Below are 16,889 nucleotides of genomic sequence, written 5' to 3'. Positions count from 1 at the left end.
TTCGGTACATAGCTTATCTTAACAATGAGGAGCAACAATGATATACAACACCCGTCACTTTCATTCTTTCCAGTTCCGAACCGCTTCACCAAGCCAATTGTACATAAGAACGGAAGAATGTTGAAAATTTGTGAGGTTGCATTCAAGCAAAATGCCTATCACTCATTTTAGCAATTAAGAATCAATCAAACCAAGGTATAAGTAAGTCAAGGATGCTAAAAGAAACCGCTTACAAAAAATGTTTACAACTAAATTCTGACGTCATAACATATATAACGTTCAACTATGTTCTTCATCCTTCTATTCAACTAAACTATGTTATGTTAGGGGGTAACTAACATTATGTTTGAATAAAGGGTTGTAACAAACTATTCTTTTAAACGTACTAACTGATTCATGTATTCTTGAAAGTAACAAACTTATCATGATAAGAAACACCGCATACAACACTACTGACACTTATTCGTCTGCTCCTTATCTAGTCACCTCTTTTCTGCCTGACATTCAGAAGTTACGTCCTAATCATCTTTTCTTACAAATTCATGCTGACGGTTGTTTACGCTCACACACATGAATATTTCTTTTGTAGCATTCCTCCTTTACTAATAGAGTAAATCAATTGTATGGGAAGTCCATTATTTTGTAAACATTCAGAATATTTTACTTTTAGCACTTTTCCTCCTTCTTTCGCCTATTCGCTATTTATTGCTTATCATTTCTTCTAATTTCATTTTTTATAATGAACTTACAAAATAATGCACTTAACAAAAAAACGATCAGTGAAGACTTTCGTATATCCCCACTGATCGTCAGTATACCTTAATCAAGTTAACTACTCTCAATGAGAGCCCCTACTACATTACCCGATAAAGATATCTTCTTTCGGATAAGAAATTTGTGTTGGTTCCTTCTTAGCAATCGCATATGCTAACGTAAGTGGTCCAACTTTACCAACAAACATCATGATGATAATAATCAATTTCCCTATAGAAGTCAGCTCGCTCGTTAAGCCCATTGACAAGCCTACCGTACCGAACGCAGAAACAACTTCAAACAAAATCATAAGAAACGGTGCTTCCTCTGTTAAATCAAGAATAAAGACAGCAATAAAGATAAAAGCTGAAGCAATAAATGTAACCGCAATCGAACGAATGATCACTGATTGAGGTAATGTACGGCGAAAAACAATGATCTCATGCCGATTTCCGAAAAACATAAACGCTGTCGATGCAATCGCAAAGAACGTCGTGAGCTTAATCCCACCACCTGTTGAAGTCGACCCCGCACCGACAAACATGAGTAACACGTACAGAGATAGTGTCGCGTGATCCAAACTTGCAATGTCAACGGTATTAAAACCTGCTGTACGAGGTGTAACTGCTTGGAAATAGGCAGCTAATGTCTTCTCACCAAATGACATCGGTCCTAATGTATTCGGATTTTTATACTCAACTAAGAACACGATCAGAAATACCAATACATTTATTGTCAACGTGCTTACTAGCATAATCTTCGTATGAAGAGACATCTCACGAAAGGACTTCGAATTCCATACATCCACCATCACTGTGAAACCAAGTCCACCGATAATAAACAACAAACTAATGGTTACATTCGCGATCGGATCACTAGCAACACTTGTTAAATTATCACTCCATATCGAAAAACCTGCGTTATTAAATGCAGAAATCGTATGGAATAAACTCGCATATAAACCACTTCTCCAGCCAAACTGAGGAACCCAATTTGCTGACAAAAACACAAATGCAATTGACTCGACAACGAGTGAGTACATGATGATGCGTTTAACAAGCCTCACGACACCACCTTGTTTGGATTGATTTAATGCCTGTTGTACCCACATACGTTGACGAAAGAAAACTTTGCGCCCTAATAGAATGAATACGAGCACAGCAAACGTCATGATCCCAATTCCGCCCAATTGAACGAGCAACAAGATCACAAGCTGTCCAAAAATCGTGAACACCGTGCCCGTATCCACAACAATGAGACCTGTTACACTAATCGCTGATACTGTTGTAAACAGTGCATCTATCCATGCAATTGGCTCAGTCGTAGCAATCGGTAACTTTAAAAGAATCGTACCAACTACGATCGCAGTTATTAACGAAGCGAGCAAAACTTGTGCAGGTGTTAACAGCTTGTACATCTTCCTCATCAAACATCACCAGCTTATCATGATATAATATTAATGATATTAATTGAAACTATTATACAGCTACTATCGTATATATTAATAGTGAAGCTCTTATCGAAGGGTAACTAATGATTTTCAATGGTTAGTTGAACTAACTTGATGCTTATGACGACAAGACCCTCTCACTTCATAACTTACATTGTGTAGAGAGATGATATGACAATCATAAAAACCGTTCATACGTAATAAATCATATAATTAACTAAAAATTCATACTACAAGGAGGTCATTTTCATGGAATTCGAACATCAACCTGTCACTAAAAATGAAAGAACATGGGGGTTAATGGCACATTTAGCATCGTTTGCTGGTTATATTCTCCCACTTTTCGGTAATATCCTTGGTCCACTAATTGTTTATCTAATTAAGAAGGACGAATCTGAATTCATCGCAGATCAAGCACGTGAGTCTCTGAACTTCCAAATTAGCTTCTTAATTTATGCAATCGTTTCAGGGTTCTTAATTATCATATTAGTTGGTGCGTTCTTACTAGCCATCTTACCAATCTTGCAACTAATCTTTGTCATTATCGCTGCGATTAAAGCAAATGATGGGGTGAATTACCGCTACCCAATGACAATCCGATTTATTAAATAAAGTGAAACTTCCGTCAGAGTCGGGTTTTTTTCATCCCCACCGATAGTTAGTTGAATTAAATAGGCAATGACTGACAGTTAATAACCTACTTAAACTTCATTGACAATTCAAAGTTTTGACATGGTAACATCGCTTTCGTTAACACCACGTTAAACGTTATAAGAGAAGGGTTAGGCTACATATGTAGACCAAACCCTTCTCTTTATTTTGCTGTTCGATATTTACCTCGTTTGAACTTAAACAGATTAGCATCTCGATTTGGATTACCGAGCATATAATCACGAATAATTTTCGCACCCATCGTACTGTATACCGTACCATTACCTCCATAACCGAGTAGAAAAAAGCAATTTGGAAAATCAGACTGTGTATCGAAAAATGGAAAACCATCGCGCGTACTGCCAAACGAAGCTGACCAGAAGAACTCAGGCTTGAGCTCAGGTAAGTCTGGGAACAAAGCCTCTACTTCCTTCAATAATGCATCTCTCTTTGAGAATAGATGTTTATCCCGTTGCTTTGCATCTAGTACTGGTTCATCCATTCCCCCAACAAGAATTCGATTGTCTGGAGTCGTTCGTAAATACAAATACGGTCGTTTCGTCTCCCAAATGAGACATTGCTTATGCCAACCTGGAAAATCATTTAATTGTTGCGTTGCTACTGCATACGTGCTTTCGATCGTTGCCGCACTGTTTTTCTTCATTTCTTGTGTCTCATAACCGCTTGCCATCACCGCATACCTTGCTTTGATAACGTGGTCATGGTTCGTATATACGGTCACGCCTGCTTCATTAGACTTCACGTGAACCATTTCCGTTTCCTGATAGATACGAGCTCCACGCTTAGCACTATCTTCAAAAATACTTACTGCCAAACGATAAGGATTAATGTCCGCTTCATTTTCTGAATAGATCGCACCTGATTTCGTAAAGGAAAAGTGCTCCTTAACCTCTTCTTCCCCGAAATATGTGACTGGAAACCCAAATCGCTTAAGAGCTTCATATTCCATTTGTAATTGTGGAACATCTTCTTCATTACTTGCGAAGTATAAGCTATCTCGTCTTCTATAATGAGTTGGAATTGATAATTGCTTTGAAATCACTTCTAAATCATCAATCGCTTGCTGACAAATTTTATAGTAACGAACCCCAGCCTCTTGACCGAATGTATGTATACATGCTGCAAGCCCTTTATCATTTGAGAATTGGAGCAAACCTGTATTTGCTGATGTACTGCCGTGTCCGATCTTTCGTTTATCAATCACGACAACATCTAACCCCGCTTGCACAAAATAATAAGCCGCAAGTGCTCCAGACACTCCACTGCCTATAACAACTACATCACATGTAAGGTCAGCTTCAAGTGTAGGATACTCTGGAGCATCAGGAAATTCATTCATCCATAGTAACGTCCCTGACTTCAAGTTCATGGCATGTCTTCCTTTCCATTTCATGCTGTCCATAGTATCTTACAACTGTTAGCTCTTTTATTCAGTTAATCACACTTCTACACCGTGCGTCCTTTACTCACGTAATAAACGTCCTTACTCTGGTTGAGGTGGACGTGGTGGAATTTTAATTTGTTGACCCAGTTCTAAGCTATCTGCATTTTGAAGATTGTTATAAGTTGCAATAAAGTCTTGATAAGCTGGTGTGTCATAATACTGCAGTGAGAGACGATATAGGTTATCACCTTTAACAACAACATGTATTTTTTCACCTTGTTCGTTTTCAGTTGCTTCTATAGTTGATGCTTCAACAGCAGAACTACTGCTTTCTTGTGGTTTATTAGCAACTTGTTTCGGTGGGAACGGTATCTTCAATGTCATACCGAGTTGTAAATCATCAGCACTCGCTAAGTTGTTAACCTCTGCAATATAGTTTTGATATTGTGGTGAATCATAGTATTCAAGTGAAATTTCGTATAACGTATCTCCTGCAACGACAGTATGTACTTTCGTCTCGTCATCTTGCGCTGGTGCTTCACCTTGCTCACCTTCTGCACCTTGATCTTCTGAAGAAGATGATTCCGAATTTCCTTCCGCCTCTTCTGCCATTTTTTGACGTTCTTCATCGACTTTTTCTTCTTGTTTCGAAGGTGCACTTGTTTCCTCATCATTATCATCCAATAAGAAACCAATTCCTCCACCTACAACAACGGCGACGGTAAGTGAGCCAATTAGTGTAAAAAATACACCTCCACCACGCTTACGTTTTTTCCCTTGAAAGCGTGTTCGTTTCTCATAAATCTTCGTTTCATCTTCTAATCCTTTAAAAGGAGTATAACCTTTGTCCTTCTTATCACTCACTACTCGTCATCCTTTCCTATTATTCCAATATATAATATTCAATCACACACTTCTGATTGTAATTATCGATGTGAAAAATTCACGCTATTTATAATTTATCATTTTTCACAATTATTTTCTTCCATTTTCTTAGAAAAATGTCGAGAATGCTCCAATAATCTTATTTTATAAGAAAATTTATTCTTTAATGTAAATAATCACGACATTTTTTATTAAAAACACAAATACTATTTTAAAGACTAGATTCCTATTTTGTCTATGTAAACTGAACAATATTTCTAATTAAAAAACACCTCTTACGTAAGAGGTGTTTGGTTCATATCTCATGATATAAACGAATCAACGATCGATAAGTGGTAAAAATTACATTTGTTCACTATAGTGACTTTTCATCAATTTCCTGAAGAACACCGCTCCATAGTTCAATTCTAGCTTTCAGTGATCGAACTGCTGCTTGCTGTGCTTCACGTTCTTTCTCTTCAGTGTCACATAACGATATGAGCAATTTCTCAGCTAGTGGTCCATGCTCATCACCATCTAACTCAATGTGACGACGTAAATAATAGTTAAGCCAATGTGCAGACATGTCTTTTTCTACAACATCAGAAACGAGTCGTTCAAACATATCAGGAATTAAATCTTCACGCCCGAAGAAGAATGATGCAGCAACCTCATGTGTTTTACCGTTTAATGCTAGTTGCAAGCTTTCTGTAACGAACTGTTTTACAGATTCTGATATATCAATCGTTTCAATTGCTTCAAGCGGATCTGCGCCCTCTTGTAACTTGCTCACATAGTCTTTAATCGCACGGGTATCCGCACCAACTTCATCCATTGCTTTTAAATACAATTCGTAATGACTTATGTAACCACCTTGTCCGTCTTCGTCTGTCTCTTCAGCTAAAACAATTTCATTAATGAAGCGACCAAAATTTGCATTCTTTGATGGTATCCAAGGAACTTCTACCGCTGTTACCTCTACCTGCAAACGTTTTAGTAAACTCATGAAATCCCAAACAGCGAAAACGTGATGTTTCATCATGACTTTAACACGTTCACCATTAGACATTTGTGTAAAAATTGGGTGTTCTAATAATTCGTCTCTAACTTGAACAACTTCTGCAAATGTTTCTTTCATTTTCATCCCTCACAGCAAATCACATTTTTTTCATTCACTATAGCGCATCCATACATCCGTTAATGAGTACATTGAATGCCAAATAGTTTCACTACATTCTCTTCTTATTATTAGAGAAATGATGAGAAGAGTCAATCAAGAGACTAATTGGATCAAACAGAAACTTTTACCAAATAAAATTAACCCCACGATCATATGTAAAAATAAGATCATTTGGTAATTTATGATAAAATTATAAGTGTAACAAAATAAAGATATTTCCCCTAAGTGCATCATAGTAGGTGGATTTTTAAGTTGTAAAAAAATTAGATTTGTGAAAATGAACATGTCCGAAATAAAAGCATAACAGCAAGTTCTAGTCATTTCTTAACAATCAATTATCTCATAATGTGAAAGGGTGATAAATTTGCCATGTGTCCATGAGTTTGGCATTATTGATGATTTTGATATAGGAAAAGATTATGGCGACTACGCCCCGAAAAAATATAATTGTATTACAGTAGAAGATGATCTCATTCAAGAGCTTTCAAAGGACTTAAAACTATTGAAGAGTTACTTCCATTCATATGATAGACCAGAATTTGGTCTTGCCTATTATGGAATTACGATTATTCCACCTCCATCTTTATCATTCTTTTATAATGTAGTCGTATCTTCATCAAAATTTAAAAGCTCTGAAGAATTAATAGATTTGGCAGCAATAATTGTTCAAGCTTCAGAAGAACAGAAATATATGATCCACTTTGGAGTTTAACAAATAGGTAATTTTAGTATTTACTCGCGCAAGAACAGTACGATTGTAACAACTACAAAACATGAGAAAAAGTCACACCCAGTAAGTCATTACCTTTCGTTGTTCGACATATAGTCGGAATACATTCTATCCAAATGGAGGTTAAAAATGCTTCATTTTAAATCTAGTATGTCAAAAAGCAAACCAGAGAATATTGTAAATCGTCAAACAACTTGTCCGTTTTGTGATACAGAACGGTTAACAAATATACTTGATAGAGATGGTTCTATTATTTGGTTGGAAAATAAGTACCCAACTTTAATTGATACATATCAAACGATTATTATCGAAACAGACCAATGTGAATCTGAACTATCAGAGTACGATCAGGAACATATAAGGAAATTATTGAACTTTACCATGAATAAATGGTTTGACATGCAAAACAGTGGTAAATATGCATCTATTCTATTGTATAAGAACCATGGCCATTTATCTGGTGGAACGATTAAGCACCCTCATATGCAAATTGTTGGTCTTCAAAATGTTGATTACAAAACAAACATACAATTAGACCATTTTAAAGGCGAAATCATCGATCAGGCTCGTAATGTGAGTCTAACCATATCCGATTTTCCTATAGTAGGTTTTACTGAATTAAATATCAAAATGGATGAACATTATGAACAAGATGATATCGATCAGTTAGCTATATACTTACAAAGCTGTACTCATTTTCTATTAAACTATATTAAGTGTAATAGCTATAATCTGTTTTTTTATAAAATAGATAAGCATATTTATGTGAAGATTATGCCTAGGTTTGTGACCTCTCCCCTATTTGTAGGATACTGCATCCCGCAAATATCTGATCATAAATATGAGATTATTAAAAACATGCAAGAACTATATTTTAATTAAATGAATGGAAAGCTTATGATAACTTACTACCTATCAGGTCTAGAACATAAGCTATCCAGCCTTTCTATCAATTTTAGAAGATCAAAAAAAGCCGACTCCTTTATAGTAGTTGGCTTTTTGATATTTATTTAGATTAATTTTACTTTTCTTTGAATTGGAAACGAAGCGGTTACAGTTGTGCCTATGCCTACCTCACTATCAAAATGAATCGTGCCACCGTGATCTTCTATCATTTTCATTGTGATCATTAGACCTAAACCTGTACCTTTCTCTTTCGTTGAGAAGAAAGGATCCCCTAATTTCTCCAAACTATCCTTCGGTATGCCTGAACCTTGATCAATAATCTTAACATGAAGTTGATTATTCTTCTCATATAAATTGACATTGATTTTACCCGAAACGTCCATTGATTCAATTGCGTTTTTAATTAAATTAATGAATGCTTGCTTCAATTGGTTAGGAGCACACATCAGATGAACGAGGTTTTGTTCAATATTTTCGATGATCTCAATGCCACGCAAATTAGCCTCTGCACGCAACAAGGATACGACCTCTTCTAAAATTTGTTCGAGCTGATATGGTTGAAATTGAATATCTCTAGGAGGTCTGGCAAGTAATAGAAACTCATTAACGATCGATTCAATTCGAGCTAGCTCAGACATCATAATTTCGATATAACCTTGCGGAACATACTTGTTGATCGATAAAATTTGGATAAACCCTTTTATTGATGTAAGTGGATTACGAATTTCATGGGCAATACCTGCTGCTAATTGACCAACTGACGTCAATTTCTCTGACTTAATCAACAATTCATCACGCTGCTTCTGATCTGTAATTTCTTCAGTTACCCCTACAATTGCTTCAGGTTCACCGTCCTTAAAGACTGGAAACCCTTTCGATCTAAACCAACGTTCTCGTCCCTCATCACCTGTCTTCATACGATAATCAACAGAGTATTCGCCTTCAAGCATCTTTTCACTTATAGATACGACTTTAGGTAAATCATTCGAATGAATAAAATCTTCCATAACCATTGGGTTTTCCATTAACTTTTCAGCTGGCAAGCCGACCATTTTTTCAAATGCTGGACTAATGTATTTCCATTCTTTGAAATCTGGAGCTGCAATCCATAACACATCATTCACATTATTTGCAAAGCGTTCAAATAGACGTTCACTTTCACTTAATGCTTCAACACTCTTCACCATCGTAGAATTGTCATGATAATAAATGATCATGCCATCATTCGTTGGGAAAATGTTAATCGCAATATGCTTCTCCATATTAGGGAAATAATCTTGAAACAATACCGTGTTATGGTTCTCCAATGCATCTATATATTTATGTTTATATTTATTGAGATGATTTTCTGGAAACAATGACCATAACTCACATCCATCAACAATGTCTGATTTCTTAAAAAGACATTTCAATGGCTCATTCGCATATAATACCCGATAGTCTTGATCAACAACACATAATCCATCCGAAATGCTCTTCAAAAATGCTGTCATGCGCCTATTCGCTTCTTTTAACTTAAGTCGTTGTTGTTCTAATAACGTTTCTAATCGCTTTTCTTTCGTATATTTTCGTGACAAGATACAATAACTTATCACTTCGCCATTTTTATTATGTATTGGTGATATCGTTAATGATATATCAATTTTTTCGCCGCTTTTTCTACGACGAGTAACTTTATAACTCGCTATTTTATTTCCAGTAGCAACCATTTCTATAATTCGTTCATAATCATCATCTTCCCATTGGACAAGTTCAGCAACATTCTTACCTAGAACTTCAGCTTTCTTCCACCCATACAAATCCACAAAGACAGAATTCACGCTTAAGATCGTACCGTCTTTTGATATATTTTCAAGTGAAACTTGTACATCACTTATCATCGTTTCATAAAATTCTTTCAGCTCTATCGATTCTTGTTCAGCATGTTTACTTTGCGTAATATCTGTCCCAACTATATACGTCCACTCTTTATCATCACGGTAAAATAAGTCCCATTTAATCCAATGAATTGTCTCGTCCTTGGCAATAATTCTAGTCTCTATCGTTGCCCTTTTTTGCTGATGTAACAGCTTCATTTGCTCTATAAACTCATCATAATCATCTGGATGAATTAATGTCTCCCAACTGATTCCTGTATCTTCAGAAAATTCTAAGTCAACATACAGCCCCCAAATAGCATTTAAAGGAAAGAGTTGCCCTCTGTTCGAAACGTAGCCAATTAAATTTTTCGACCATTCAATGAAATATTGAAGATCGTCAGCCATTATCTTTATATTGTTAAATATAGCAGAATTCGCCATCTTCAATCACACCCCTATTTTAACTCGTTCATACTCCTATTCTATTCTCCATTTAAAATATCCTATTAATTTTTCTTTTTTTTTGTAAATGGTCAACTTTTTTACAAAAAATTAATCTATTTGTAAAAAAATTACATATTATAACAATACTAATAATTCTTTATACCTATTAATAATCCACCATTCAACATTCATCAGAAAACATAATTATACAAATATCTATATTTTCTAACATTACTACTATACTTATTATACTTTATAGTTAAGAAATTTGCTTATTTTGTAAAGATTTTTAAAATAATCTGTTAATTCCTCATTTAAACTTACTATCATGATATACTTTTTATAGACTCTTAAACTTACATAATTACGTGAAAGACAAGCCTATTCTATAAATCCTTTAATAACATCTCAATTCTGTTGTTCCATAAACTATCATAAAAAAATTGTACAAATATATTAGTTAAAAGTTTATCCGCAAGAACCATGACTAATTTCCAAAAAGGAGCTTATTGTTATGAATATACATCCAAATGTAAAACAGCTACGTTTACATCACTTATTTCAGCCTATTATGGATACAAAAAATATGACACCACATGGATATGAAGCATTCTTAAGAAGTGCTTCATGTACAAACCCGATGGAACTTTTTCAAACCGCACGTAAGTTAGACTATCTGTATCATTTAGACACGACCTCAATCAAACGTGCCATATCGCTCTGTTCTGATCACGTGCATGAACAAGTTTTTTTGAATGTGTTCCCTTCTACCTTACTTCAAGATCCATTCCTTGAGATGTTGTCTTGGTTAGAACAGCAATATGAACATGTTTTCAAAAAAATTGTATTCGAAATTAATGAAGCAAATGAAGACTATAAAGCGTGGGAGTCTAATGAGCTTATCGATCGAATTCAGCACCTAAGAAAATTAGGAATTCCTATTGCACTCGATGATGTTGGAACAGGACAGGCTTCATTACAACGTTTAATCGAGTGTGCTCCAAATTACGTGAAGTTAGATAAATACTTTTCAAAGAATTTAACAGACATAGTAGAAAAGAAAAAAATCGTGTCGTTCTTCTCTGATTATTGCAAAAACTCTTCAAAGCTCATCCTAGAAGGAATTGAGAATGAACGTGATCTTCATACGGCTTCTGAACTTAATGTAGATTATGTTCAAGGGTATTTGTTCGGAAAACCAGATACACTACAACGTTACAAGCAACCTCTTACGTTACCTAACTAGATTCGTCACATGAATATATGAAAACTTCCAATAGTTACATCTTGGTAATTGTTCCTACTGGAAGTTTAATTACGAGAATTGAATCTAATTAATGTTCCATGTTCAAAAGGATACACTGTCTTCAGCCTTTCAGGTAAAGATAGAACAGAGTGATTTAACATCTCTAACTTCTGCTCAATTCGATGCATGAGATAGAGTGTCACAACAATCGGAAAAGCTACATCCTGAACGAATGGGACAATGGTTTCCAATTCCATGTTTTCACCTCCAAACTAGATTCGAACATACTATGAAACTTGAAAAAAAATTCGTTTTCATCCTTCCAAATTAATGAGGAAGCCATCCGCACTGGATAGCGAATGGCTCTGTAATGTTAAGGAAGTTCAATTGTTGTAACCGTATGGTCAACTAAGCGTGCTTCCTTCTTAGACACAAACGGTCCCTTTGATGTGATAAACACATCTTGTGATAGAATTTCATCCATTGTGGCTGAAACAGCAGCAGGGTCCACTGGTTCTACAGGTGCATCAACCGAAACTGTCGCTGTTGTGCCTTCTAACGTCGTAAACTTCAATTCTAACTTTTTCATATGCTCTCCCCCTTTCTATTCTTACTTCAAGTTAATTCTTAGTTACTCACAAGCTCATAGTCATTCTCACGTCCGACTTCAATCATGCTGTACGTTGTTAAATTGTTTAGTGCTTGTGCAACAGCGAATAATCCTTCTGCCGAAGCTTCTGCCTTAACGTTATTGTAAGTCTTCGTCTTCTCAATCATTTCTCCTAGTTCTCCCATCCCAGCATCATACACGAGACGCAACTTGCTTTTCGTAATAATTTGTTCGACCATTTTCTCACCCCCCTTCACCTTATATATAGGCTTAAGAGGCAAAAAAGGCATGGAGAAAATGAAATTAATAAAAAAAATAACCTCTAGTCTCCCTCCGAGGTTATTCGATAGTTACTTTAATTAATAATAAGAATTGCTTCTAATCCATTTTTTGTTAATTTCAAGAGGAGGAAACAATATTCCTTGTGTCCTTTTTCCCTGAAATTACCCTTTTTTGTTGATGTTGTATTAGAAAAGCTATCCCAAAGTACGATTATTAAAGCATGAAGTACAGCATCACTCCCATTTTCAGGTTTAGAAATCTAAACTTTATCTCACTTGACAGCACCTATATCAAACACGTAGTAATAAAAAAGCCAGCATTTTCAATGCTGGCCTTTCCGTATCTTTGATTTGTGTTTATATAGAAATAATATTATTTATAAACTTACTACCCTTTAATAGAAATACCCGACAATCTCTACATCAATCGCTGCATCATTATCGATCGCGTTCCATATTCCATAATTTGGAGTCATCTGAAATAAATACGCATCTTCTGTATTAGCTTGCACGTACATCAATCCACTATGGTGAACGGATCGAGCTACGTCACCTTTGGCATATTCAGATGCAGCTGTTCCTAACCAAAGATAGTTGTCATTAATTGTGAACTTAAAATAGGCTGCTCCAATATTTTTACTAGTTACATTTACTAAGAATGCTTTTGGAGTTTCTTTAAAATCTCTCCGTTGTAATATTCCTTCCGATGTTCTTTCATCTGATGTTAAAGGTGAAGATACATCAACTGGTGTATCAAATTGTTCATAAAATAAATCATTACCTGAGACGCTATCATCTGCAAAATATCCTAGCACTTTGATCCTATACGTTTCAGGGCCACCATCACCAGTCGCTTTCCAGCCACCTAATGAGATATCTACTGAAATTTCAGATGGTCTATTACGATTTGCAGGAACAAACACCACATTGCTATGAAGCGGATCATAAATTGCACCTGGCTCAAGCCCTAATGCATGTGTTGGTGATGTACCAAGCTCTGAATATGACGAACCATTTAACTTCACTTGAACTTTGTCTGATGATACTCTTTGTGCATCGACTTGGACAAGATAACCTTTTGCATCGTTTATTCCCGTCCTAAGTGTATATGAACCTTGTGCTGTATAGTTTTGATTATACACATGTGGTGTAAATTTCGATGATGCTCCTGTTCGGTCAAAATAACCGACTAGATGTACAGACGTACCTTTCCCAAAGTACTTATTCTTTGCTTCGAATGACAGGTCCTTACTTGAAACAACCACTGTCGTGTTATGTGTTGGAAGTTTTTCTGGTATTCTCGTAATCAACTTAAGTGAAGAAATCTTATTATCGAAGCTAACTGTACTTAAATCAGCAATATCACCTGTAATTGGTATATAATCTTCAGAATAGTCGTAGTTTGTATTATCAAATGCAATCAAACCTATTTCAGGTAACGGGTTCAATACTTTTACCGAGCTAAACTTGTTGTTCCAATCACTACCAATGTTATCCTCACCAATAATATAATCTACGTAACGACCTCTAAAATCTTTGTGTTCATAGAAACGATATACTGTGCCATAGTGGAGCTTAACGTCTCTAATCTTATTGTCGAAATTTTGAGTTCTAGTAGAACTCCTACCTCTATCAATAACATCGTAAAAGCTGCTTAAGTCTCTAACCGACCTATCAATAACAGCATAATCCCCATTTTCTTTATAGATAATAAGTTTCGCTAAATTATCTCTATTATTTTCTACTTTAATAGAAGACGCTATACTTATATCCTCCCAATGTAGTCCACTTGACTGAGAGTCTATTTCTGGTGTGACAACATTTGTAAACGCACTGCCACCTCCATAATTTTTGTCCTTGTATATAGTAAATGACGGACAATGTTCACAACCAATTTTTACATACGATACTTTATTAGCCAAATTATTTACTGAACTATCTAAATTATTCAAACCTATATATCCATTTTTTGTCCAATGTTGCCTTAATCCCGTACCATCTTCATATTGTCTGAAGGTTGGATCAATATAATAGTTCATATCTTCTCCACCAAATACTCTGAATGATTCTGCATCATCATTAAAGAATCCAGAGATATTCTTATCTCCATACACATCTACATAGTCAGTACCGTACGAATTTGTATTAATATTATTTTTATTATTCTCATATAGTCTTACATATGGCTTACCTGACTGACCGATAATCCGTACAGAAGATGTTTTGTTGTTAAAGTTGATACTATTATCAGAAAGGTTACGATCAGAGCCTGTTAAAGCTAGAACATCATCTTGTCCTTTATAATTAAACATATTGTATAAGACAATTCCATCTCCATTTGCGCCATAATGAAACTTAACTGAGCTCGCTTCGTTGTTCATAGGGCTATTATAGCCAAATGCTCCACTTCGTAAATCAGACATGGAACTTGTTAATGTGAAGGTAGCAGTATCGTATTTAGTTTTCTGATTATAATCTCCATGAGTATGCAATGAATAAGTTGTACCTGCGCCTCTAAATTCAATTGGATAATTGTTTACTCCCAAATATACTTTTTGTTTACCAATGTCCACTCGGCGCATATTAGTCGTTGTTTTTGTATTCTTTACCTCTAACACAAACGCTTCTGCATTCGGATAATCTTCTGGCAAACTAGTAATATCAGTAACTTTTCTTGTTCGTGTTAACGGTACATAACCCAACCCTTGTTTAGATAAAGCATATGGTGCCAAAATATATGTCACTGTTTCGCTTCCATTGATATCAGTCGCAGTTATGATCGCGTCTTTATATGAGATATTTAACTGATTAGATTGAATTTCAGACTTATATACCCCATCATAATTACCTTTTTTATCCACATCAACGAGAGGCAATTCAATCGGTTCACCACTAGCTGTTTGCACTGTCGCAGTTACACTCTCTATTTCAGCTCCATTTTCCTCTACTTGTGCTATTACTTGTTTATTGTCTTCTCCATAGAAAACATATTGTACAGCAGGAGAACCATTTGGATCCGTTTTTTCAAAAACAATGTCCATCCCAGGTCTTAATTCAATCTCAGATAAGTCATCTGTCTTTTGGAAAATCTCATAACCTTCATCATCATCTGATGATAAGAATATTCTCCAAGAATCGTTCACTTCTTCACCATCAATGATTAACTTTTTATTCTTAATTTTTGCATTCAGAACAAGCTCAAGTGCGTCACCTAATGTTGTTTTAGGATCATATCGTGAATTTCCAAGGTCTGGATTATTTGCAAACACATTGAATTTTCGCTCACCCTTAGTTGGATGTACATACGTAATACTAGCCGTTACTGCATCAATGGCTGACTCATATATATGCCATTTTCCCTCTGTTGTAAAATTACCTTCATCATCAACCTCCCTTACATTCGCTGTAATTTGATCAGTAGATAGTGAAATAGGATAACCCATTTGAATTAATTGTACCTGATCGAGTGAAAGAACAATCTCATGTGTATCATTCGAACCTGTCTCAATATATTTCAGTGCAACTGTACCATCACCTTTCGGATGCGACTCATAAGGTGCAAGGCTGTTTATCTCACTGGCACTATCTGTTGTTATTGAGACCGCCGTTTTATCACCAATCTGTAGTGACAAGCTAGGGGTAATATTATAGGCTGGAGCAGTTCCTTATTTGTATATTTCACATTCCATACACTCTTTGCGGCTTCTGAAGGATTCGATGTTGTTGCCTGACTCCAGCTTGTCGTATCTTGTTCGCTGTCAACACGAGAAGTTGTTTTTGTCTTACTTTTATCCCATTGTCCGTTACTTTCTCCATAGAACTTACCAGTATATTTCACACCTGTATCCGCAAAGCCCACACTGTTTTCGAAACCTAATTCAAACCCTGCTTTATATCCAAGTGAACTCGCTGTTGTTTTACTTTTATCAAGACTATCACTCCATGCCTCTGTCAATACTGTACCATCAGTTGTTGTAATGGTTTCAATAGGAGTAATCGTTACACCTTCAATTTCAGCTTGAATATCAGGAAAAGCTGCCACTAACGGATGTTGTGCAACTGGTGCAATTGCTTTATCAACTAGTGACATAACTTCCTGAAAATCACTATATGGATCTTCGTCCGTACTTCTGCTGTAAGGTGATGTGACATATTTTATTGCCCCTTCACCGTATTCATCAACATCCTCATCTTCCCATTTGACTAATCCATCAAGAAGTAAAGTATACCCTTCTATTTCCCACGTATTAGGAATATTGTCACCATCGAAATCTACTCCACTAGGAGATGAACTGTTCACAGCTACCAAATCGGAAAGTTCTGTAATTGATCCGATTAATCCTGATTTAGATACTCTCTTAGTTAATGTGTTTGTTTCTTCTTGATTTTCTGTTACTTCTACTTCTTCTGTTGGCTCTGTTACTTCATCTTCAGCTTGTTCTTCTGTTGGTTCTGTTACTTCACCTTCAGCTTGTTCTTCCGTTGGTTCTGTTACTTCACCTTCAGCTTG

At 35.7% G+C, this 16,889-nt stretch carries 14 protein-coding genes; 4 read left to right on the top strand and 10 right to left on the bottom strand.

Annotated elements, in window-relative coordinates; all coding sequences use genetic code 11:
• Positions 1 to 859: 859 nt before the first annotated feature.
• Positions 860 to 2,179: a TrkH family potassium uptake protein gene (locus tag BFG57_RS10880; protein ID WP_069717520.1), complete on the bottom strand. Its 1,320-nt coding sequence runs from the start codon at positions 2,177 to 2,179 to the stop codon at positions 860 to 862.
• A 273-nt stretch (positions 2,180 to 2,452) separates the two neighbouring features.
• Between BFG57_RS10880 and BFG57_RS10875 the strand changes: the two genes are divergently transcribed.
• Positions 2,453 to 2,815, top strand: coding sequence for a DUF4870 domain-containing protein (locus tag BFG57_RS10875; protein ID WP_069717519.1), 363 nt, complete (start codon positions 2,453 to 2,455; stop codon positions 2,813 to 2,815).
• Between the two features lie 202 nt (positions 2,816 to 3,017).
• On the opposite strand, the gene BFG57_RS10870 is transcribed toward BFG57_RS10875, so the two are convergent.
• The 3 genes from BFG57_RS10870 to BFG57_RS10860 all read right to left on the bottom strand — a co-directional run bounded on the left by BFG57_RS10870 (position 3,018) and on the right by BFG57_RS10860 (position 6,261).
• Positions 3,018 to 4,244 carry an NAD(P)/FAD-dependent oxidoreductase gene (locus tag BFG57_RS10870; RefSeq protein WP_069717518.1) on the bottom strand — a complete coding sequence of 409 codons (1,227 nt, stop codon included), beginning with the start codon at positions 4,242 to 4,244 and terminating at the stop codon, positions 3,018 to 3,020.
• A 114-nt stretch (positions 4,245 to 4,358) separates the two neighbouring features.
• The gene (locus tag BFG57_RS10865; RefSeq protein ID WP_069717517.1) at positions 4,359 to 5,123 is read right to left on the bottom strand and encodes a LysM peptidoglycan-binding domain-containing protein; all 765 of its coding nucleotides are present in this window, start codon (positions 5,121 to 5,123) and stop codon (positions 4,359 to 4,361) included.
• Positions 5,124 to 5,499: 376 nt separating this feature from the next.
• On the bottom strand, positions 5,500 to 6,261 hold the full coding sequence (locus tag BFG57_RS10860) for a DUF3050 domain-containing protein (RefSeq protein ID WP_069717516.1): 762 nt from the start codon (positions 6,259 to 6,261) through the stop codon (positions 5,500 to 5,502).
• Between the two features lie 406 nt (positions 6,262 to 6,667).
• Between BFG57_RS10860 and BFG57_RS10855 the strand changes: the two genes are divergently transcribed.
• Together BFG57_RS10855 and BFG57_RS10850 are read left to right on the top strand one after the other, a co-directional pair.
• Positions 6,668 to 7,015 (top strand): short-chain dehydrogenase, encoded by a 348-nt coding sequence (locus tag BFG57_RS10855; RefSeq protein ID WP_069717515.1) that lies wholly within the window; start codon positions 6,668 to 6,670, stop codon positions 7,013 to 7,015.
• Between the two features lie 147 nt (positions 7,016 to 7,162).
• Entirely contained in the window at positions 7,163 to 7,915 is a 753-nt protein-coding gene (locus tag BFG57_RS10850) for a DUF4931 domain-containing protein (RefSeq protein ID WP_069717514.1), read from the top strand.
• A gap of 128 nt (positions 7,916 to 8,043) precedes the next feature.
• Here BFG57_RS10850 and BFG57_RS10845 read toward each other — a convergent pair whose 3' ends face one another.
• Positions 8,044 to 10,239, bottom strand: coding sequence for a PAS domain-containing sensor histidine kinase (locus BFG57_RS10845; RefSeq protein ID WP_069717513.1), 2,196 nt, complete (start codon positions 10,237 to 10,239; stop codon positions 8,044 to 8,046).
• 517 nt (positions 10,240 to 10,756) lie between these two features.
• Here BFG57_RS10845 and BFG57_RS10840 point away from each other — a divergent pair.
• The gene (locus BFG57_RS10840; RefSeq protein WP_069717512.1) at positions 10,757 to 11,488 is read left to right on the top strand and encodes an EAL domain-containing protein; all 732 of its coding nucleotides are present in this window, start codon (positions 10,757 to 10,759) and stop codon (positions 11,486 to 11,488) included.
• Positions 11,489 to 11,553: 65 nt separating this feature from the next.
• Here the strand turns inward: BFG57_RS10840 and BFG57_RS10835 are convergent, their stop codons facing one another.
• The 5 genes from BFG57_RS10835 to BFG57_RS10815 form a co-directional block, all read right to left on the bottom strand.
• Positions 11,554 to 11,745 carry a YvrJ family protein gene (locus BFG57_RS10835; RefSeq protein WP_342670303.1) on the bottom strand — a complete coding sequence of 64 codons (192 nt, stop codon included), beginning with the start codon at positions 11,743 to 11,745 and terminating at the stop codon, positions 11,554 to 11,556.
• A gap of 116 nt (positions 11,746 to 11,861) precedes the next feature.
• Positions 11,862 to 12,077, bottom strand: a complete 216-nt coding sequence (locus tag BFG57_RS10830) for a DUF2922 domain-containing protein (protein WP_069717511.1) — start codon at positions 12,075 to 12,077, stop codon at positions 11,862 to 11,864.
• Between the two features lie 38 nt (positions 12,078 to 12,115).
• Positions 12,116 to 12,337, bottom strand: a complete 222-nt coding sequence (locus tag BFG57_RS10825) for a DUF1659 domain-containing protein (protein ID WP_069717510.1) — start codon at positions 12,335 to 12,337, stop codon at positions 12,116 to 12,118.
• A gap of 437 nt (positions 12,338 to 12,774) precedes the next feature.
• Positions 12,775 to 16,011, bottom strand: a complete 3,237-nt coding sequence (locus BFG57_RS10820; protein WP_069717509.1) for a beta/gamma crystallin domain-containing protein — start codon at positions 16,009 to 16,011, stop codon at positions 12,775 to 12,777.
• On the bottom strand, positions 15,972 to 16,889 hold a 918-nt coding region (locus BFG57_RS10815; RefSeq protein ID WP_342670302.1), incomplete at its 5' end, for a binary toxin-like calcium binding domain-containing protein. The genes BFG57_RS10820 and BFG57_RS10815, both read right to left, overlap by 40 nt.

Source organism: Bacillus solimangrovi (assembly GCF_001742425.1).
GTDB lineage: Bacteria > Bacillota > Bacilli > Bacillales > Bacillaceae_N > Bacillus_AV > Bacillus_AV solimangrovi.
This window is presented reverse-complemented; position numbering and strand designations above follow the sequence as displayed.

Excerpts from the sequence above, each read along its gene's own strand:
- BFG57_RS10880 (WP_069717520.1), bottom strand. The coding sequence starts at position 2,179 with ATGAGGAAGATGTACAAGCTGTTAACACCTGCACAAGTTTTGCTCGCT.
- BFG57_RS10875 (WP_069717519.1), top strand. The coding sequence starts at position 2,453 with ATGGAATTCGAACATCAACCTGTCACTAAAAATGAAAGAACATGGGGG.
- BFG57_RS10870 (WP_069717518.1), bottom strand. The coding sequence starts at position 4,244 with ATGAACTTGAAGTCAGGGACGTTACTATGGATGAATGAATTTCCTGAT.
- BFG57_RS10860 (WP_069717516.1), bottom strand. The coding sequence starts at position 6,261 with ATGAAAGAAACATTTGCAGAAGTTGTTCAAGTTAGAGACGAATTATTA.
- BFG57_RS10850 (WP_069717514.1), top strand. The coding sequence starts at position 7,163 with ATGCTTCATTTTAAATCTAGTATGTCAAAAAGCAAACCAGAGAATATT.
- BFG57_RS10845 (WP_069717513.1), bottom strand. The coding sequence starts at position 10,239 with ATGGCGAATTCTGCTATATTTAACAATATAAAGATAATGGCTGACGAT.
- BFG57_RS10840 (WP_069717512.1), top strand. The coding sequence starts at position 10,757 with ATGAATATACATCCAAATGTAAAACAGCTACGTTTACATCACTTATTT.
- BFG57_RS10835 (WP_342670303.1), bottom strand. The coding sequence starts at position 11,745 with ATGGAATTGGAAACCATTGTCCCATTCGTTCAGGATGTAGCTTTTCCG.
- BFG57_RS10830 (WP_069717511.1), bottom strand. The coding sequence starts at position 12,077 with ATGAAAAAGTTAGAATTGAAGTTTACGACGTTAGAAGGCACAACAGCG.
- BFG57_RS10825 (WP_069717510.1), bottom strand. The coding sequence starts at position 12,337 with ATGGTCGAACAAATTATTACGAAAAGCAAGTTGCGTCTCGTGTATGAT.